19 protein-coding genes are annotated in these 19457 nt (G+C 65.5%); 11 read left to right on the forward strand and 8 right to left on the reverse strand.

Going from position 1 to position 19457, the window contains the following annotated elements; genetic code table 11:
• Together HCA61_RS14220 and ppgK are read right to left on the reverse strand one after the other, a co-directional pair.
• Complete coding sequence (locus HCA61_RS14220) at positions 1 to 1350, reverse strand: RNA polymerase sigma factor (RefSeq protein WP_169688815.1); 1350 nt, start codon at positions 1348 to 1350, stop codon at positions 1 to 3.
• Positions 1351 to 1484: 134 nt separating this feature from the next.
• Positions 1485 to 2270: a polyphosphate--glucose phosphotransferase gene (gene ppgK, locus HCA61_RS14225; protein WP_169688816.1), complete on the reverse strand. Its 786-nt coding sequence runs from the start codon at positions 2268 to 2270 to the stop codon at positions 1485 to 1487.
• A gap of 104 nt (positions 2271 to 2374) precedes the next feature.
• Between ppgK and HCA61_RS14230 the strand changes: the two genes are divergently transcribed.
• Positions 2375 to 3301: an inositol monophosphatase family protein gene (locus HCA61_RS14230; protein ID WP_169688817.1), complete on the forward strand. Its 927-nt coding sequence runs from the start codon at positions 2375 to 2377 to the stop codon at positions 3299 to 3301.
• Positions 3302 to 3412: 111 nt separating this feature from the next.
• Here the strand turns inward: HCA61_RS14230 and cei are convergent, their stop codons facing one another.
• Positions 3413 to 4096, reverse strand: coding sequence for an envelope integrity protein Cei (gene cei / locus HCA61_RS14235; protein WP_169688818.1), 684 nt, complete (start codon positions 4094 to 4096; stop codon positions 3413 to 3415).
• 367 nt (positions 4097 to 4463) lie between these two features.
• Here cei and HCA61_RS14240 point away from each other — a divergent pair, with 367 nt between their 5' ends.
• Positions 4464 to 4766 carry a DUF4193 domain-containing protein gene (locus tag HCA61_RS14240; RefSeq protein WP_054714450.1) on the forward strand — a complete coding sequence of 101 codons (303 nt, stop codon included), beginning with the start codon at positions 4464 to 4466 and terminating at the stop codon, positions 4764 to 4766.
• Positions 4767 to 4941: 175 nt separating this feature from the next.
• Here the strand turns inward: HCA61_RS14240 and HCA61_RS14245 are convergent, their stop codons facing one another.
• A complete protein-coding gene (locus HCA61_RS14245; protein WP_247274179.1) occupies positions 4942 to 5445 on the reverse strand; it encodes a DUF3093 domain-containing protein in 504 nt (167 codons plus the stop codon).
• 60 nt (positions 5446 to 5505) lie between these two features.
• Here HCA61_RS14245 and dut point away from each other — a divergent pair, with 60 nt between their 5' ends.
• Positions 5506 to 5976, forward strand: coding sequence for a dUTP diphosphatase (gene dut / locus HCA61_RS14250; RefSeq protein ID WP_169688819.1), 471 nt, complete (start codon positions 5506 to 5508; stop codon positions 5974 to 5976).
• Between the two features lies 1 nt (position 5977).
• Positions 5978 to 6802: a DUF3710 domain-containing protein gene (locus HCA61_RS14255; RefSeq protein WP_169688820.1), complete on the forward strand. Its 825-nt coding sequence runs from the start codon at positions 5978 to 5980 to the stop codon at positions 6800 to 6802.
• Positions 6803 to 6849: 47 nt separating this feature from the next.
• Here HCA61_RS14255 and HCA61_RS14260 read toward each other — a convergent pair whose 3' ends face one another.
• Positions 6850 to 7596 carry an alpha/beta hydrolase gene (locus tag HCA61_RS14260; RefSeq protein WP_240959294.1) on the reverse strand — a complete coding sequence of 249 codons (747 nt, stop codon included), beginning with the start codon at positions 7594 to 7596 and terminating at the stop codon, positions 6850 to 6852.
• Positions 7597 to 7730: 134 nt separating this feature from the next.
• Between HCA61_RS14260 and HCA61_RS14265 the strand changes: the two genes are divergently transcribed.
• Positions 7731 to 8108, forward strand: a complete 378-nt coding sequence (locus tag HCA61_RS14265) for an OB-fold nucleic acid binding domain-containing protein (RefSeq protein ID WP_169688821.1) — start codon at positions 7731 to 7733, stop codon at positions 8106 to 8108.
• Positions 8109 to 8167: 59 nt separating this feature from the next.
• The gene (locus HCA61_RS14270) at positions 8168 to 8902 is read left to right on the forward strand and encodes a DUF3159 domain-containing protein (protein ID WP_169688822.1); all 735 of its coding nucleotides are present in this window, start codon (positions 8168 to 8170) and stop codon (positions 8900 to 8902) included.
• Here the strand turns inward: HCA61_RS14270 and HCA61_RS14275 are convergent.
• Positions 8899 to 9552, reverse strand: a complete 654-nt coding sequence (locus HCA61_RS14275; protein WP_169688823.1) for a TrkA family potassium uptake protein — start codon at positions 9550 to 9552, stop codon at positions 8899 to 8901. The genes HCA61_RS14270 and HCA61_RS14275 overlap by 4 nt on opposite strands.
• Before the next feature lie 10 nt (positions 9553 to 9562).
• Positions 9563 to 10231 (reverse strand): TrkA family potassium uptake protein, encoded by a 669-nt coding sequence (locus HCA61_RS14280; RefSeq protein WP_169688824.1) that lies wholly within the window; start codon positions 10229 to 10231, stop codon positions 9563 to 9565.
• A gap of 121 nt (positions 10232 to 10352) precedes the next feature.
• On the opposite strand from HCA61_RS14280, the gene HCA61_RS14285 reads away from it, so the two are divergent.
• From HCA61_RS14285 to dxs, 5 genes are all read left to right on the forward strand, one after another.
• On the forward strand, positions 10353 to 12377 hold the full coding sequence (locus HCA61_RS14285; RefSeq protein WP_169688825.1) for an APC family permease: 2025 nt from the start codon (positions 10353 to 10355) through the stop codon (positions 12375 to 12377).
• A 56-nt stretch (positions 12378 to 12433) separates the two neighbouring features.
• Positions 12434 to 13666: a TRAM domain-containing protein gene (locus tag HCA61_RS14290; RefSeq protein WP_169688930.1), complete on the forward strand. Its 1233-nt coding sequence runs from the start codon at positions 12434 to 12436 to the stop codon at positions 13664 to 13666.
• A 114-nt stretch (positions 13667 to 13780) separates the two neighbouring features.
• Positions 13781 to 14263, forward strand: a complete 483-nt coding sequence (locus HCA61_RS14295) for a MarR family winged helix-turn-helix transcriptional regulator (protein WP_169688826.1) — start codon at positions 13781 to 13783, stop codon at positions 14261 to 14263.
• A complete protein-coding gene (locus HCA61_RS14300; RefSeq protein WP_169688827.1) occupies positions 14260 to 15879 on the forward strand; it encodes an MDR family MFS transporter in 1620 nt (539 codons plus the stop codon). Before HCA61_RS14295 ends, HCA61_RS14300 begins: the two co-directional genes overlap by 4 nt.
• A gap of 152 nt (positions 15880 to 16031) precedes the next feature.
• Complete coding sequence (gene dxs / locus HCA61_RS14305) at positions 16032 to 17945, forward strand: 1-deoxy-D-xylulose-5-phosphate synthase (protein WP_169688828.1); 1914 nt, start codon at positions 16032 to 16034, stop codon at positions 17943 to 17945.
• Between the two features lie 47 nt (positions 17946 to 17992).
• Here dxs and HCA61_RS14310 read toward each other — a convergent pair whose 3' ends face one another.
• The gene (locus HCA61_RS14310; protein WP_169688829.1) at positions 17993 to 19399 is read right to left on the reverse strand and encodes a sugar porter family MFS transporter; all 1407 of its coding nucleotides are present in this window, start codon (positions 19397 to 19399) and stop codon (positions 17993 to 17995) included.
• Positions 19400 to 19457 lie beyond the last annotated feature (58 nt).

The raw sequence follows: 19457 nt of genomic DNA on the forward strand, positions 1-19457 counted from the left end.
CTAGTCGAGGTAGTCGCGCAGGACCTGCGACCGCGACGGGTGGCGCAGCTTCGACATGGTCTTCGACTCGATCTGGCGAATGCGTTCACGGGTCACCCCGTAGACCTGGCCGATCTCGTCGAGAGTGCGTGGCTGACCGTCGGTGAGGCCGAAGCGCAGCCGGACGACGCCGGCCTCACGCTCGGAGAGCGTCTCGAGGACGGACTGCAGCTGATCCTGCAGCAGCGTGAACGACACGGCGTCAACTGCGACGACAGCCTCGGAGTCTTCGATGAAGTCGCCGAGCTGACTGTCGCCCTCGTCGCCGATGGTCTGGTCGAGCGAAATGGGTTCACGCGCGTACTGCTGGATCTCCAGCACCTTCTCCGGCGTGATGTCCATTTCCTTCGCAAGCTCTTCGGGCGTGGGCTCGCGACCCAGATCCTGGAGCAGCTCGCGCTGGATTCGACCGAGCTTGTTGATGACCTCGACCATGTGCACCGGGATGCGAATGGTGCGGGCCTGGTCGGCCATCGCGCGGGTGATGGCCTGACGGATCCACCACGTCGCGTAGGTCGAGAACTTGTAGCCCTTGGTGTAGTCGAACTTCTCCACGGCCCGGATGAGACCCAGGTTGCCTTCCTGGATGAGGTCGAGGAAGGCCATGCCGCGACCGGTGTACCGCTTGGCGAGCGAGACGACCAGGCGAAGGTTCGCTTCGAGAAGATGATTCTTGGCGCGATTGCCGTCGCGGCAGATCCAGTTCATGTCGCGGCGCTGGGCCACCGGGAGTTTCTCGCCCTTCGCGGCGAGTTCTTGCAGACGGAACGTGGCGTAGAGGCCTGCTTCGATGCGCTTGGCGAGTTCGACCTCCTCCTCGGCGTTGAGGAGCGCAACCTTGCCGATCTGCTTGAGATAGGCACGAACCGAGTCGGCGGAGGCGGTGAGCTCGGCATCCTTGCGCGCCTGACGGAGGGCTTCGGATTCCTCTTCGTCCCAGACGAAGTCGCCGGACGCCTTGTCTTTTTCGCTGGGTTCGTCGTCTTCGACCGACGCGTCGTCGGCGACCAGTTCGCCTTCCGAGACGTCGATGTCTTCGAGCTCCGGTTCGCCCGCGCCGTCGAACTCGTCGTCCCCGGCCTTCCCGCCCTTGGCTGCGGTCTTCTTCGCCGCGGTCTTCTTGGCAGCCTTCTTGGCGGGTGCCTTCTTCGCCGCGGCCTTCTTGGCGGGGGCCTTCTTCGCGGCGGCCTTCTTGGCCGGTGGCTTTGCTGCGGGTGTCGCAGTGTCTGTAGCGTCAGCGGCGCCCGAAGCGTCCGCGACGGGTGCCGATTCCTTCTGTGAATCAGCGGTGTGGATGTCGGTGGCTGCCACGTACGCCCTTTCGTGACGAGGTAGTGCGGCGTCGCGCCAGAGGTGTTCCGGCGGAGAGGTCTGTCGGGATCAGGCCGGGTTCCGGCCGGCTGTGCACCATTGTAACGATCCCTGTGACCGAGGATGTGTCGGACTCAAGGAGTCGCGCCTGTTTTCGCAGCGTATGCAGCGCCGACGATCCCCGCTGTATTGCGTAGTTTGGCCGGGACCACGGGAGTGTCGTTCGTCAGCAGCGGAATCCACTTCTCGTGCTTGCGGCTGATACCACCGCCCGCGATGAACAGGTCGGGCCACAGCAGGGCCTCGAAACGTTCGAGGACCAGCGAGACTTCACGAGCCCACCGTTTGTAGGACCAGTCGTGGCGTTCCTTGACGGAGGAGGCTGCACGATGCTCGGCTTCTTTCCCGTCGATCTCCATGTGCCCCAACTCGGTGTTCGGCAGAAGGACGCCGTTGTGCAGTACTGCCGAGCCGATGCCGGTACCGAAGGTCAGGAGGATGACCACGCCGTCGGTGTCGGCCGCCGCGCCGAACCGATCCTCGGCGATACCCGCGGCATCGGCGTCGTTGAGGACCGTGACAGCTCGTTCGTCGAGGACGGACCCGAACAGCGCCCGTGCGTCCGTCCCGATCCACGACGAATCGATATTTGCCGCGGTCCGGGCGACGCCTGCGGTCACCACGCTCGGGAGGGTGATACCCACGGGGCCGTCCCATCTCGCCTGCCGGACGATCTCGGCCACTGTCTCGGCCACGGCGTCGGGAGTCGACGGTTGCGGCGTGAGGATCTTGATCCGGTCGCCGATCAACTGACCGGTGGACAGGTCGACCAGGCCGCCTTTGACTCCGCTGCCACCGACGTCGACGCCGAATCCCACGTCGGCAGAATCGCTCGGGGTGGGGGGTGTCGGCTGCGTCATGAGGTGCTCACTCTCGGGGTAGGTGCGCAACGGTGGTCGGTCGGCCGCAATGCTTGTGGGGCAACGATAGTTGGAAGTCCCGTTCTGTGCGGGTGGTGCGGAGGATGCGCGTGTGTTCCGATGGTCGAGTGTCAGATGCCATCGATTCCCGTGCTGTCTCCGAATCCGACCTCGCCGAGCTTCGAGCGGTCGCCGTCACCGTTGCACAGGAAGCGGCAGCGCATGTGCGACGCCGCCGTGCCGAGCTGTTCGGATCGGCCCGGTCGCCGGGTGGTGAGGGCCACTCTGTGCAGACGAAGTCCACCGACACCGATCCGGTCACCATCGCCGACACCGAGTCCGAGGACCTCATCCGAACTCGGCTCGGGCAGTTGAGACCCGGTGACGGGTTCCTCGGCGAAGAAAGTGGGGGAGGCCACGGTGCCGACGAGGACGGCGGGGGAGTGACCGGGGTCCAGTGGGTGGTCGACCCCATCGACGGCACGGTGAATTTCGTCTACGGGATTGCTGCCTATGCAGTGAGTGTCGCGGCCCGAATCGATGGGGTTTCGGTGGCAGGTGCTGTGGTCGATGTCGCGGCGGATCGCCTCTACTCGGCGGCGGTGGGACTCGGCGCGACATGTACCGGCGCGGACGGGGTGGTGACGACGCTGCGCTGCACGCCGGTGACCGATCTGGGCCTGGCGCTCGTGGCCACCGGATTCTCGTACTCGGCAACGCGCCGAGCGAGCCAAGGGAAGATTGTTGCAGAACTGCTGCCACAGGTACGAGATATCCGGCGTATCGGGGCTGCGGCCCTGGATCTGTGCATGGTCGCGTCGGGGAGCGTGGACGCCCACTACGAACACGGGCTCAATCCTTGGGATTGGGCGGCAGGCGCGCTCATTGCCTCCGAAGCAGGGGCCGAGGTCCGACTGCCGACGGGGTTCGGCGACGACGGCGAGATCATGACTGCCGCGGCGCCCGGCATTGCGGAAGCGTTCGCCGCGGCGCTTACGAAAATTGGGGCGATCGCACCGCTTCCCGACTGACAGCGCCGACGACTTCTCGTTCGGATAACACTGGGAATGTGATCCGAATTCGAGGGCGAATTTCGGAGAAAAGAGCAATTTGCCCGAATTTGATCGAGAATGTCGGCGCCGTCAGCAGGGGGAGTTGAGCGCGGCGTCGAGGAGTTCCACATCGAGAGGCGCCGACTTCTCGCCTACAGGTGCCTCCCGCAACGTGCGCAGGAGTTCTTCGGCATCAGCGCTCGGTGTCATGTCGCGGAAATAGGTGCCCAGTGCCAGGTCGACCGTGTCGTCCTGGCGATCGTCGAGGATGAGCTCGGCACACGGCGCCACGAGACGCGCAGTATTCGCTGCTGCGCGACCGGCTTCGCCGAACCGGACCTGGCCGTGGCATTGCATGTTCTGATCGACGTACACCGGATCGTTGCCCGCTTGCACGTCCGGCGCACTCGCAAAGCCGTAGTCGCCGAGTTGCGCCGCTACGGTGGATGCCTGTCCGCGCTGGCCGTTCGCGTTGAACACCCGCACCCGGGTAGCTGCGAGCGGGGCCGGATCGACATCGAGCATGGTCGAACGGTCCACCACCTGGCCGAGTGGGGCGGGCGGAGGACTATCGGGATCGGTCGATGTGGTGGGCGGCGCAGGGCAAGCGACGGTGCTCGTGGTGGTGTCGGCCGTGGTGAGTACCGAGGTCCAGACCACGATCGTGCCCGCGGCGAGAACCGCGCCCGCGAGCGCGGCGGGAACCCACCGGCGACGATGGAACGGGCGACCGCGCTTGTCGGTTGCACTGCCTTCGGTGATCAGGGAAACCACGCAGGCCTGCCTTTCGTCTCGTCGCGCTGAGTGCGATGCGTCGTTCACTGTAGAGGGCGGGTCTGTCTGTGCGGCGGAGGCGTACCGCCTCAGAAATGTCACGGTGACCGTGATGTTGGTGACGATTTCCGGTCGATTCCGGTGGAATCGTGAATCGATTGCATATTCAGCTCTTCTGTCGGCTATTGTTCGGCGGCCGAGCGTCGTCCATCGACGAGGGCGACGGGGTTCGGGTTCGAGGAATTTCGGGGATACCGACGAGCCGATACCTGTGGGAACTTCACCGCGCTGTCAAGCGTTGCCTTGGCCGGGAGCACCACGGTGGTTCCTGTCGAGCACCTGTAAGAGGACTAGAGGTAAGAGGGAAATGGCGACTGACTACGACGCACCGCGGCGGACCGATAGCGACGATGTGTCGGAAGACTCACTCGAAGAACTGAAGGCACGGCGCAACGAGGCGCAGTCCGCGGTAGTGGACGTCGACGAATCGGACACAGCCGAATCCTTCGAGCTCCCGGGTGCGGACCTGTCCGGCGAGGAACTCTCGGTGCGGGTGGTGCCGAAGCAGGCCGATGAATTCACCTGCTCGAGCTGCTTCTTGGTGCATCACCGAAGCCGCCTTGCGAGCGAGGAGGGCGGACAGATGATCTGCCGTGACTGCGCCTGGTGACCATGGGCCCGCGCTGAATCGACTCCGCGCTGAATCGACTTCGAAACGCCGCAGCAGTGACCTGAGATGGCCACGGCTGCGGCGTAGAAGTATCCGGCGGCGTAGAAGTATCCGGCGGCGTAGAAGTATCCGGCATCGAAACATCCGGCATGGGAAGACCTGCTGGGTTACGCGGTCAGCTCTTCGAAGGCTCCCCGTGTCCCAGCGCGCCCAGGAGTTCCGCAGGCCGCCTCGTGCTGATCAACCAGTACGGGGTCGGATCCTCCGGGTCGTCGAGGACGATCAGAGCCATCGTCTTGACCCACGGTCGATGCCGCACGAACGCGGCCGGATCGAGCTGCCTGCCGAGCGCAGAGCTCTTTGCCGAACCCGGGACCACGACTCCCCTCGAGATCAATTCCACCGGTAGATGAGCCTGGTCGACCACGAGCTCACCGTTGATGACTTCGATACGCCGTCGCGAGAGCCATACCAGCGTCCACACCGCGCACGGGATCAGCGCGGCATACGGCACCCAGGCGTACATCCCCGGCGCACCCATGTGCAGTTCGGCTGCGAGCAGCGCTGCGATTCCGATACCGATGGGCCACCACCAGATCGGAACCCACAACCGTTCGGAGTAGGTCGGCGTGTGGGTCAACGAACCGGTGGCGCTGCCGGAGCTGGAGGTATCAGACACGCCACCAGGATAGTCGCCTCGAGATGGGGCATCGACATCCGGAGAGTAGTCTCGGTCCACGTGACCGACCTTTCCCCCATCCCGCTGCGTCGTCTCGACCCGGGCGTCCCCATGCCGACACGGGCGCACTCCGGTGACGCGGGCGTGGATCTGTGTGCTACCTGCGATGTGACGATCGACCCCGGACAGCGGGTGCTCGTCGGAACCGGAATAGCCGTGGCGTTGCCGGTGGGGACCGTCGGATTGATCCACCCGCGGTCGGGGCTTGCCGCCAAGTTCGGACTTTCCGTTGTGAACACCCCGGGCACCGTCGATGCCGGCTACCGGGGGGAGATCAAAGTGTGCCTTATCAACCACGACACCGAGCACCCCTTCGAGGTGAGACGGGGTGACCGCATCGCACAGCTCCTCGTGCAGCGGGTCGAGCTCGTCGACTTCGTCGAGGTCGACGAACTCGACGACACCCCGCGTGGTGCCGCTGGTCACGGCTCGAGTGGTGGCCACGCAGGCCTCCTGACAGAAGGGTCCTGACATGTTCGGACGACGCCGTAAGAACCGCTCCGACAACTCCGCTGACGCGACGACCGACGAATTCGAACGGATCGGAGCTTCCTCTCCGGACGACGACGTCGACGACGATGCAGCGGCCGAGGGCGGCCCGTACGACATCGGCGAGATGGACGAGGACGAGGTCGGTGGCTCCCGCCTCGACCTCGGCTCCGTGCTCGTCCCGATTCCGCAGGGCGGCCAGATCCAGGTGGAGATGGCGCCCAACGGGAATCCCCAGGCGGTGCACCTGGTAACGCAGCACGGCCGGATCACGGTCGCGGCCTACGCTGCGCCCAAGTCGCCCGGCCAATGGCGCGAAGTGGCTGCCGAGCTGGCCGAGACGCTGCGCAACGACAACGCCACCGTGAGCATGGAAACCGGACCGTGGGGCCGGGAACTGCACGGGAGCACCCCGAATGCGGATATGAGGTTCATCGGAGTCGACGGCTACCGATGGATGATCCGATGTGTTGCCGCGGGTCCCGCCGGAGCCGCCGCCGCGAACGGTCCGCTGGTCGCAGCAGCCCACGCGGTACTTGCCGACACCGTCGTGCGACGAGGCAAGGAACCCCATCCCGTCCGAACGCCTCTGCCGGTCGTCCTTCCTCAGGCGCTTGCGGATCAACTTGTTGCCGCGCAACAGCAACAACAGCAGGCGTCGCGCCAAGCAGCCGGGCCGCAGCAAGGACAGGCTCGTCCCCAGCAACCAGGAGCCCCGGCCGCCGGACAACAGGCGCCTCCTGCCCGGCCCCAACCGCGTCCGCGCACCGGTGGGTCGGGGTCGGCCATGCAGCAATTGGGCTTCTGACCCGAAATCAGCTCTTCGGTGGCTCGCCCCCCCGTGATCGCGCCGCATCACCTCGGCGCGGCGGCCCGTTTCGTACGGGCCGCTGTGTCGAGGGCTGCGAGACATCCCGCGCCGAGCACCGCCGGATCCGTTCCGACGTCGGCCAGGGAGATCGTGGTCAGGGCCGCGAACGGCAGCGCTGTGTCCCACTCACGCCCCACCTCGAGGGGATGAACAGCGTCGTCGACAGCCGCGGTGATCCCGACGGGCACCGTCACCGAACGCAGTTCGTCGGCGTCGAGGGCCCGGTAGTTCGCGGCCTCTTCCAGCGCCTCGGGAAGATCCGGCCACTGGGAACTCCACGAGCGTGACAACGTGGCTCCGAGCCACGCCGGACTCGACTCGACCATTGCTGCAGCGACGGACTCCAGACCGTGGGTACGTAGCTGCGATGCCGTCCAGCGGGCACTCGCTGCGGCGGGGGAATCGTCCGGCTTTCCGGTCCAGGCAGGGAGTGCCGCGAGAACGCCGACTGCCAGGTCCGGGTGCCTGGCCGCCCAGTGCAACGCGACCGCGGCTCCGATGGACACACCACCGACGAGAACGGGGCCCTCGAGAGCCGCCCGGTCCATGGCTTCGACGTAGCCGGCAACCACACCGCGAGGATCCGGCTCGACTGCGACCGCGGCGATACCGCGGCGCTGCAGTGGGATGGCGAAGGCATCGTCGGCGAACCTGGCGTCGGACCCCGTCCCAGGTAGGAGGACTGCGGTAACGACGGAATCGTACGGTGCAGCAGCGGTATCTCGCATCATGAATGTGATCCTGCCGAATCGATTCGAAGGCGGTCGACCCGGTCTCGGTTGTCTCCCGTGCGGATCGGTCTACAGTGGCGGACGAAGGAAGTGTCGCGGCGCGAAACCCGTGCCGCCCGTTGCAGGAGCGCGCTATGGCATCCGCCGCAGCCGGCTACATTCGCCGGCTCACCCGCCGCCTCACTGAGGATCTCGAAGACCTCGACGCCGAGGAGATGGCCGAGTCATCACACGCGACGGGCGCGTTGCCTGTCGTGTCCTGTACCCGGGGGCAGGAAGTGACGATGTTCGGGCGACTGAGAAGTGTGGAGTCCTCGTCGAAGACTGCTTCTGCGTCGGTCGAGGCCGAACTCTTCGACGGAACCGACTCGATCCTGCTGGTGTGGATCGGGCGTCGGCGTATACCCGGCATCGAACCCGGCAAGACGCTGCAGGTGCGCGGCAGGGTCGGCGAGCGGGAGGGCCGCAAAGCCATCTACAACCCGTACTACGAGCTCAGAGATCCGGCCTGATCGACCGACCTGCAGTTCGGCGGGAGTCGAGAGAATCCGAGTATGGCACCCTCGTATACGTGAGCGATACCAGTCGGCAGACCCTTCTCGAACAACTCGGTGGACTCAGCGGGTTGGTGTATTCGACATTGCCCGTGCTGGTCTTCGTGCCCATCAACAGCGTATGGGGCCTGACTGCCGCGATCTGGTCCGCCATCGGAGTCGCCTGCGGTGTGCTCGTGTGGCGGTTGATCCGGCGGACACCCATCCAGCCGGCGATCTCCGGATTCATGGGTGTGGCCCTGTGCGCCTTCATTGCGCACCGGACGGGCGATGCCAAGGGCTACTTCCTGTTCGGCATCTACGCGAGTCTGGTCTACGGCGGCGCGTTCGCGCTGTCGGTGCTTGTGCGCCGGCCCCTCGTCGGCGTGATCTGGGGGATGCTCAACGGGCAGGGGTCACGCTGGCGTGCCCATCGGGAGGCGGTGCGCGCGTACGACATCGCGACGGCCGCGTGGGCGCTGGTGTTCATCGCGCGCTATCTCGTTCAGAACCACCTCTACGACGAGGATCAGACCGGCTGGCTCGCTGCCGCTCGAATCGGTATGGGATGGCCATTGACGGCGCTCGCATTGCTCGTGACCCTCTGGGCTGTCCGCAAGGCCGATAGGCTGGTGGAGTCCACGATGGAGCACGACGAGGGGCAACCGGACCCCACGGGGGCTATGGACTCTACGGTGGCCGCGGATTCTGCAGCGACCCCGGACACGGCTACCGCGCCGCACGATGCCCGCCCGCGGCACGAGAAGCGCTAACGCTCGATCAAGGCGCGAAGTTCGTCTTCGACGTCCTCCGCTGCAACGAACAGCAGTTCATCCCCTCCTTCGAGCGGATCGTCGCCCTGCGGGACGATCACGCGGTCGCCGCGCAGGATCGTCACGAGCGCGACGTCTCGGGGTAACGCGAGCTTGCGCACCGGTTTGCCTGCAAGAGCGGTGGTGTCCGGGAGCGTGATCTCGACGAGATTCGCGCCCTTCCGCAGTGTCATCAACCGCACGAGATCGCCGACCGAGACCGCTTCCTCGACGAGCGAGGCCAACATCCTCGGGGTGGAGACCGCCACGTCGACACCCCACGACTCGTCGAACAGCCATTCGTTGCGCGGGTCGTTGACGCGGGCAACCACACGCGCCACTCCGAACTCCGTGGTTGCGAGCAGGCTCAGCACGAGGTTTGCCTTGTCGTCGCCCGTCGCTGCGATCACGACGTCGTAATGTTCGAGTCCTGCGGCCTCGAGGAGACTGAGCTCACAGGCATCGCCGTGGACCCACTTCGCATCCGGCACTGCCGCGGGGTCGACGTGATCGAGCTTGCGCTCGACGAGCATCACCTCATGCTCGTTGCGCAGAAGTTCGCGGGCGATGGAGCGCCCCACCGCGCCTGCACCTGCGATGACCACCTTCATCGGCACGTCCTCACTCGTCGTTGTCGGCGGGCGGATTCTCGGCCAGCGCAATCGATTCGGCGACGGTTCCCGAGACCGCCGCGATGTAGACCTGGTCGTCGGCCTGGATCAGGGTTTTCCGGTCCGGGAGCACCCCCGCACCGAACCGGATGAGGAAGGCCACTCTCGCTCCGGTGGCCGCTTCGAGATCGGTCACCCGCCTTCCGACCCAGTCCTCGTGGACGTTGACCTCGCAGACCGCGACCGAACCCGTCGGATCACGCCAGCGCGCATTCTCACTTTCGTGGGTGAGGGTGTGCAGGAGCCGATCTGTGGTCCACGGCACCGTGGCGATGGTGGGAATTCCGAGCCGCTCGTACACAGCGGCACGCTTCGCGTCGTAGATGCGTGCGACCACACGTTCCACACCGAAGATCTCGCGGGCGGTACGCGCGGCGATGATATTGGAATTGTCTCCGGAGGACACTGCCGCGAAGGCGTCAGCGCGTTCGATTCCGGCGTCGATGAGGACCTCGCGGTCGAACCCCATCCCGACGACCGTGTGGCCGGGGAAGTGCTCGCCCAGTCGAAGGAACGCCCCTGCGTCCCGGTCGATGACCGCCACCTCGTGTCCGAGCCGGGTCAGCGCGGTGGCCACCGAGGATCCCACCCGGCCGCAACCCATGACCACCATGTACACCGCGCACTCCGTTCGTCGGCTCGTCCTGCCGAACGGAAACCGTACCGCTCCGACGGCAACAGCGGGCGAAATGACCCGGACAGCGGGTCGGGACCGGCCCGGTACGGCTTAGGCTGGGCTCGTGTCCAAGCTCTCCACCGCCACGAAGCGGCTTCTACTGGGTCGGCCGTTTCGAAGTGACACCCTCGGGCACACATTGCTTCCCAAGCGCATCGCGCTGCCCGTGTTCGCCTCCGATGCCCTGTCGTCGATCGCATACGCGCCGGAGGAGATATTCCTGGTCCTCTCGGTGGCGGGACTCTCGGCATACGCCTTCACTCCGTGGGTCGGCGTTGCTGTTGCGGTCGTGCTCGTCATAGTGGTGGCGAGTTACCGGCAGAATGTGCGTGCCTACCCGTCCGGTGGTGGCGATTACGAGGTGGCGACGAAGAACCTCGGACCCATCGCCGGGCTGACGGTCGGCAGTGCGCTTCTCGTGGACTACGTGCTCATTCTCGCGGTGTCGATTTCGTCGGCCGCAGCAAACATCGGGTCGGCCGTGCCGTTCGTCGCGCAGCACAAGGTGTTGTTCGCGGTCCTGGCGATCGGGCTCCTCACGGCCATGAACCTGCGCGGCATGCGGGAGGCGGGAACCGCGTTCGCCATCCCCACATACGCGTTCATGGCCGCCATGGCCATCATGATCGCCTGGGGCTTCATACAGATTTTCGTGCTCGGGGACGATCTGCGCGCGGAGTCCGCCGACTTCGAACTCGTGGCGGAGCAGACGGATCTGACGGCGATCGCCTTCGTGTTTCTGATCGCCCGCGCGTTCTCGTCCGGGTGTGCCGCTCTCACGGGTGTCGAAGCGATCAGCACGGGAGTGCCTGCGTTCCGCAAGCCGAAGGCCCGCAACGCTGCGACCACGTTGCTTTTGCTCGGCGCGGTGGCCGTGCCGTTGTTCCTCGGGGTGGTGTTCCTCGCAGGTCGGATCGGTGTGGTGGTCGCCGAGCATCCCGCCACTCAATTGAGGGGCGCCCCGGAGGGGTACGAGCAGAAGACGCTTGTCGCGCAACTCGCACACGCGGTGTTCGCCGGCTTTCCCGTCGGTTTCTTCCTCGTGACCGTGGCCACGGCATTGATCCTGTTGCTCGCAGCGAACACCGCGTTCAGTGGGTTCCCGGCGCTGGCGTCGGTACTCGCGCAGAATCGGTATCTCCCGCGACAACTGCATACCCGCGGTGACAAGCTGGCGTTCAGTAACGGGATCCTGTTCCTGTCGGGTGTGGCCATCGTGTTCGTGTGGGTCTTCGATGCCCGGGTCACCCAGCTGATTCAGCTGTACATCGTGGGAGTGTTCGTCGCGTTCACGCTCGGACAGGCGGGCATGGTGCGGCACTGGACCCGGCACTTGGCGGTGGAGACCGATCCGTCCGAACGGGGACGGATGATCCGCGCACGCATGATCAACGGTCTCGGTTTGATTGCGACCGCCGTGGTGTTGATCATCGTGCTGGTCACCAAATTCTCCGGGGGAGCGTGGATCGCGGTCCTCATGATTCTGGTGATCTTCGTGCTGATGAAAGCGATCCGGCGTCACTACGACAGCGTGGCCGCTGAACTCGAGGCTGCGGAGTGGGACGGAGTACTGCCGAGCCGCACACACTCGATCGTCCTGGTGTCGACGCTGCACCTGCCGACACGTCGAGCCTTGGCCTTTGCGCGGGCGACACGGCCCGACACCCTCGAGGCAATCACGGTCAACGTCGACGACGTCAATACCCGTCAACTGGTCCGGGACTGGGATGCCAGCGACATCACGGTACCGTTGAAGGTCGTCGAGTCGCCGTATCGCGAGATCACCCGGCCGGTTCTGGATTACGTGCGACGCGTACGGCGGGATTCCCCGCGCGACGTCGTCACCGTATTCATTCCGGAGTACGTGGTCGGGCACTGGTGGGAGCAGATCCTTCACAACCAGAGCGCGCTGCGATTGAAGAGTCGACTGCTCTTCCAGCCGGGAGTGATGGTCACGAGTGTGCCGTGGCAGTTGCGTTCGTCTGCGAAGGTACCGAAGGACCGAGTCGACACCGTGCCGGGGGCGATCCGCCGCGGGTTGGAGAACCAAGCGGGTCCCGGGCCCGCAAAACAGGAGGATGATCAGTGAGTCGCCAGGGTCAGCAGAGCGCAGGAACCGACTGGTCCGGGCAACGGATCGAGCTGATGCTCGGCAATCCCGCACACGGCGGCTTCTGCGTCGCCCGCCACGAAGGACGGGTGGTGTTCGTGCGACACGGCCTGCCGGGGGAGCGGGTGTTCGCGGTCGTCACCGAGGACCGCGGCGGCTCCTTCTGTTTCGCCGACGCGGTGGAAATCGTCGAAGCGTCGGACGATCGCGTCGACCGCGCGTGCCCCATCTCCGGCCCAGGCGGCGCAGGCTGCTGCGACATGTCGCATGCCACGCCGTCGGCGCAACGGAACATTGCGGCGACCGTGGTAGCCGAACAACTGCGCCGTCTGGGCGGGGTGGAGCGTGACGTTCTCGTGGAGGAGGTGCCCGGAAGCACCCCGGACGGCACTCGGTGGCGGACGCGGGTCCGATTGGCGGTCGATGCGGCGGGAACGCCGGGATACCGGCGTTACCACAGCAACGACGTGGTGCCGGAACTCGGCTGCACCCAGATCGACCGACGCGCCTACATCGACCTGCCCGACCACGTCTGGCAACCGGGTTCCGATCTGCAGGTCGTCCTCGACGCGAACGGTGAACGGCATGTGGTGGAGATCGCACCGCCAGTGGTCTCACGCACCGGTCGGCGTAGCCGGGGCAGGCGTGGCGCGTCGGCGCGCCGTGCTGCAGTGAACGCACCGCGCGCGGAGAAAGTGGTCGAGGGGTCCGGTCGTCCCGTCGAGCGGGTCGGATCACGGGAATGGCAGCTGGCAGCCACGGGATTCTGGCAGGCTCATCGAGGGGCTGCGCGTATGTACTCGACCGTGGTGAGCGAGTGGGCGGATGCCGGGGCGGGCAGCACCGTGTGGGATCTCTACGGCGGTGTGGGTGTGTTCGCGGCAGCGGTGGCTGGGCAGGTCGGTTCGTCCGGACGAATCGAGTCGGTGGAGTCGTCCCGTCAGGCGGTGGACGACGGCACGGAGGCTCTCGCCGACCTGTCGCAGGTGTCGTTTCGGCACGGGCGGGTAGAGCGCATGATCGGTGCACTGGCGTCCCCCGACGTGGTGATTCTCGATCCGCCGCGCGCCGGTGCGGGTAAGGACGTCGTCGCTGCGATCGCGGATTCGGCACCTCGGCGAGTGATCCATGTCGGTTGCGACCCGGCGTCGTTCGGGCGGGATGTCGGCCTCTATCGCGAGCGGGGATTCGAGCTGGCGGATCTGCGTGCGTTCGCTGCGTTTCCTTCGACACACCACGTGGAATGCCTCGCGCTGTTCACACGCTGATTCGTCCCAGGTGAGGGCGTGAGTGCTGTCCGATTCGGGGTATTTGCTTGAGGCATGCAACTAATTATATAGTTGCATGCCTCAAGCAAATTATTCGTAGAATCGGAGGATCGCGTGACCGCCGTCCAGCCGGATACCGTCCACGCGCTCACCGACGCCATCTTCCTGTTCGGCCGCACGCTACGGGCCGCACTCTCGCACAGCGAAGTCGATCTGCTTCCCAATGCTCTCGCAGGGGTGCTCTTCCTCCTCGCTCGTACCGGGCAGTGCCGTCCGAGTGAACTCGCAGCCGAGATGCAGGTCGGTCAATCGTCGTTGAGCCGCCAGATCGGTGAGCTCGTCGACCGCGGCTTGGTCGACAAGCATCCCGACCCCGATGACAAGCGGGCGCATCTCGTGACCTGCTCGTCCGCGGGCCTCGACATATTGGGTGCGATCAGAGATCGGCGTACCGAACGACTGGCCACCCAACTCGGGGACTGGAACGAACAGCAACTCGAGGACGCTCTCGACGCCCTCGATCGGCTCAACAACGCGCTGGGGCCCATTGCTCCCGCCGGCGTGGGCACCCCTAACGCACAAAGGATCTGTTCATGAGTACAACCGCAGTCACGGACGGTGCATCGACGCCGCCCGGTACCGGTCAGGATGCAGAAGCGCTCCTGACCCACCGCGAGATCCTCGCAATCCTCGCCGGCCTGCTCGCCGCATTGTTCACCGCATTGCTCAGCAGCACTATCGTCTCCACCGCGCTCCCGACGATCATCGCCGACCTCCGGGGCACGCAGACTCAATATGCATGGGTCATCACCACAGCACTGCTCGCCAATGCGGCGTCCACACCGATCTGGGGCAAGCTGTCCGACCTGTTCAACAAGAAGCTGCTCGTTCAGCTGTCGATTCTGATCTTCGTCGGCGGCTCCGTGCTGGCGGGTCTCGCTCAGGATGTGAACATCCTCCTCGGCGCACGCGTCATCCAGGGCATCGGGATGGGCGGTCTGACCGCGTTGGTCGTGGCCATCATCGGCAGCATCATTCCGCCACGTGAGCGCGGCCGGTACTCCGGCTACATGGGTGCGGTGATGGCCGTCGCGATGTCGGGCGGTCCGGTCCTCGGCGGTGTGATCGTCGACAGCCCGCTGGGCTGGCGCTGGTGCTTCTACGTGTGTGTCCCGCTTGCCGTGGTGGCACTGTTCCTGCTTCAGCGCACTCTGAAGATTGCAACCGAACGCAAGGCGAACGTGAAGATCGACTGGCTCGGTGCGACGTTGATCACCGCCGGTGTCAGCGTTCTCCTGATCTGGGTCTCGTTCGCAGGCAAGGAAGGCTACTACGAGTGGGTCTCTCTCGAATCGGCCCTCTACGTTCTCGCCGGTCTTGCGCTTCTTGCGCTGACGGTGTTCGTCGAGGCGAAGGTGTCCGATCCGGTCATTCCGCTGAAGATCATCACCGAACGGACGACCGCGCTGGCCATCATCGCATCCATCGCAGTCGGTGTCGGGTTGTTCGGTGCCACCACGTTCCTCACCCAGTACTTCCAGACCGCGCGCGGTTTCAGCCCGACCTCGGCCGGCCTGCTCACCATCCCGATGGTCGCGGGCACGTTGGTCTCCTCGATGGTGTCGGGGCAACTGATCACCCGTTTCGGTCGGTGGAAGCCGTTCATCGTCGGCGGCGCAGTGCTCCAGTTCGTCGGCTTCGCACTTCTCGGGACGCTCGACCACACCACCTCGCTCGTGGTCATCGGCATCTACATCGCGATCGTGGGTCTGGGCACCGGCATGTTGATGCAGAACCTGGTGCTCGCAGTTCAGAACACTGTGAGCGTGAAGAACATCGGCGCAGCAAGTAGCTCGGTCGCATTCTTCCGCACCTTCGGCGGCGCGATCGGTGTGTCGATCCTCGGGTCGATCCTTGCGGCTCGCGTGGCCACACTCTCGGCGGAGGGGTTCGCGAAACTGGGCATCGATACCTCGGCGTCCGGCGGCAGCGGTGCCAATCTGGACATCGACGCGCTCCCCGCGCCGGTTGCGGAGGTCGTGCATACGTCCTATGGCGACGCCACGGGTACGCTCTTCCTCGTAGCCGCCGGATTCGCACTCATTACTCTGGTGGCAGTGGTGCTCATCCCGAACCGTGAGCTGCGCACCACGATCGACATCGTCGACGAGGAGCCCGCGACCGACCGTCGTGCCCCTGCCGCCGAGGTGTAGAGAGGCATCGAGCGAGGCGCACATGTGTCGCCCGACCTGTGCGTCTCGCGGTGTGAGTGATGTGACGGTCCGAACCGTGCAGCCGCTCCGTAGAATGCAGTAACTGCTCGCGCACCGTCGCGGGAATCACGATCCGGAGGGAGCTAGATCAGTTGGGTGTCCTGTCCCGCATCCAGTCACCCGACGATGTGCGTCGCCTCTCGCCCAGCGAGGTCACGCAACTCGCAGGTGAGATCCGCGGCTTCCTTGTCGAGAAGGTGGCGGCAACCGGGGGACACCTCGGCCCCAACCTCGGTGTCGTCGAGTTGACGCTCGCACTCCATCGCGTGTTCGACTCGCCGCACGATCCGATCCTGTTCGACACCGGCCACCAGGCCTACGTCCACAAGATTCTCACCGGCCGCAAGGACGACTTCGACACACTGCGGCAGCGCGGTGGCCTGTCCGGGTATCCGTGCCGGGCCGAGAGCGAGCACGACTGGATCGAGTCGTCGCATGCCTCGGCCGCGCTGTCCTACGCAGATGGTCTCGCGAAGGCATACCAGCTCAGTGGCCAGGAACGTACCGTCGTCGCAGTGGTCGGAGACGGAGCCCTCACCGGGGGAATGTGCTGGGAAGCGCTCAACAACATCGCCGCAGGCAGCAATCGCTCGCTGGTGATGGTGGTCAACGACAACGGCCGCTCGTACGCGCCGACGATCGGAGGTCTCGCCGAACACCTGGCTGCGCTCCGTCTTCGGCCCGGTTACGAGCGCGCGCTCGACAACGGTCGCCGCATGGTCAAGAAGATCCCGTGGCTCGGAGCTGCGGCGTACTCCGTGCTGCACGGGATGAAGACCGGACTCAAAGATGCGGTGAGCCCGCAGGTGCTGTTCACCGACCTCGGAATCAAATACCTCGGGCCGGTCGACGGTCACGACGAGCCCGCACTCGAAGCCGCCCTGCGCCGTGCGAAGGCATACGGCGGTCCGGTGATCGTGCACGCGGTCACCAGGAAAGGCGCGGGGTACGCGCCTGCCGAGAACCATGAGGCCGACCAGATGCACGCCACGGGTGTGATGGATCCGCGTACGGGGCGCGCAACGTCGTCGTCGAAACCTGACTGGACGTCCGTGTTCTCGGACGAACTCATCGCCCATGCCGAAGCGCGTGAAGACGTGGTCGCGATCACTGCCGCGATGGCGGGCCCCACCGGGCTGGCGAAGTTCGGCGAACGATTCCCCGATCGGACATTCGATGTGGGGATCGCCGAGCAGCACGCCGTGACCTCCGCGGCGGGCCTTGCGCTCGGCGGCATGCACCCTGTCGTCGCGGTGTATTCGACGTTCCTCAACCGGGCGTTCGACCAGCTCCTCATGGATGTGGCCCTGCTGAAACAACCCGTGACGCTGGTGCTCGATCGAGCCGGAATCACAGGCACGGACGGCGCGAGCCACAACGGCATGTGGGACATGTCACTCCTCGGTATCGTCCCCGGAATCCGCGTGGCAGCGCCGCGCGACGGCTCCACTCTGCGTGAAGAGCTCGGTGAAGCCCTCGGGGTCGATGACGGCCCGACAGTGCTCCGATTCCCGAAGGGCGCTGTCGGAGAAGATATTCCCGCGATCGAGCGCCTCGGCGGCACGGTCGATGTGCTGCGAATGCCCGAGCGTCGAACGGGCGATGTTCTGTTCGTCGCGGTGGGGGTGTTCGCATCCTTGGCGCTCGACGCCGCCGACCGGCTTGCTCAGCAGGGCATCACCGCCGCTGTCGTCGACCCGCGGTGGGTGCTGCCGGTTCCCGACCCGGTGACCGATCTGGCGGATGCGTTCCGCTTGGTCGTGACGATCGAGGACGGTGGTATCCACGGCGGTGTCGGCTCGGCGGTGTCATCGGCGTTGCGCAGCAACGACATCGACGTGCCTACGCGCGACATCGCGGTACCCCAGGAGTTTCTCGACCACGGGTCGAGGGGAGAGATCCACCAGGAGCTCGGCTTGACCGCGCAGGATGTCGCGCGGCAGGTCACCGGCTGGGTGGTGGGTCTCGACGGCAGTGACGCCTCGGAGACCATCGCGCAACGCTGAGGCGGCGGATCGGGCAACGCTGAGCCGATCGGTCGCGTAACTCATCGTCAGCTGTGCATGTCCTCGAGTTCCATCCCCTTGGTTTCCGGGATCTTCGACTTGACGAAGAAGAACGACAGCAGAGCGAAGAACGCGAACAGTCCGTAGAGGAACCACAGCCCCACCGATTCCGTGAGCGGCGGGAACGCCAGGGTCACCGTGAAGTTCGCGATCCAGTTGGCCGCGGTGCTCAGTCCCAGCGCCAGGGCGCGCATCCGATTGGGGAACATCTCGCCGAGCATCACCCACATGATGGGACCCCAGGTGGCAGCGAAGAACACCACGAATGCGTTGGCTCCGATGAGTGCCACCGTGCCCCACGGCGCAGGCAATTGCAGATCCTCACCACTACCGGTGGCCTGCGAAAACGCGATGGCGGCGAGCAGCAGGCTCACGAACATGCCGATCGACCCCACCATCAGCAGGGGACGCCGTCCGACCTTGTCGACGAACAGTATCGCCACGAAAGTCATGACGACATTGATGACGGCGGTGATCACGGACGTCGTGAACGACTGATTCTCACTGAACCCCACTGATTTCCACAGCGTCGTCGAATAGTAGAAGATCGCGTTGATGCCGACGAACTGCTGGAAGATCGCCATCGTGATGCCGACCCACACCAGCGACTGCAGGCCGAAGACCGGGCCTCGGATATCGTCCCACGACCGGGCAGTCTCGCGGCGCAGCGTCAGCCGAATCTCGGCGACGCGTTCGTCCGGGTGCAGGTCGCCGGTGACGTTGGCAAGAACCCGGGCGGCTTCCTCATCGAGGTCCTTACCGACCAGAAAGCGTGGGGACTCCGGGATCATCAGAGCGAGCACGCCGTACACGAGGGCGGGGACCACGCCGACGAGGAACATCCATCGCCACGCCTCCAGATTCCACCACAGCTCGTTGGAGGCGCCGCCCGCGGCGTTCTGCAGGATCGCATCGGACAGCAGCGCGGCGAAGATGCCCAGCGTAATCGCGAGTTGTTGTAGTGAGGCCAGGCTGCCGCGGTAACGCGCCGGCGCGATCTCCGAGATGTAGGTGGGTGCGATGACGGACGCGATGCCGATGCCGAGGCCGCCGAGGACACGCCACAACATCAGGTCCGGCACGCTGAAGGCCAGACCTGAACCGATCGACGAGATCGTGAACAGCGCCGAGCCGAGCAACATGACCTTCTTGCGACCCCACCGATCGGCGAGTTGCCCGGCGAACCACGCACCCGCGGCGCAACCGAGTAGCGCGATGGCGACGGCGAAGCCGGTGAAGAAGGAACCCAACTCGAAATGACCCTGGATGGAGTCGACCGCCCCGTTGATGACCGAACTGTCGAAACCGAAGAGGAAGCCGCCGACTGCGGCCGCGACCGTCACGGCGATGACTTTGGCGGCGTGTCCGGTCGAGGGTTGTGTCGGCTCGTTCATATCCTCTCGCACCTGCTCTCCCGTGGGTGCCGCTCCAGGCGGGGCCTGGTCGGTGCGC

The organism is Rhodococcus sp. HNM0563 (assembly GCF_012726195.1).
Taxonomy (GTDB): domain Bacteria; phylum Actinomycetota; class Actinomycetes; order Mycobacteriales; family Mycobacteriaceae; genus Rhodococcus.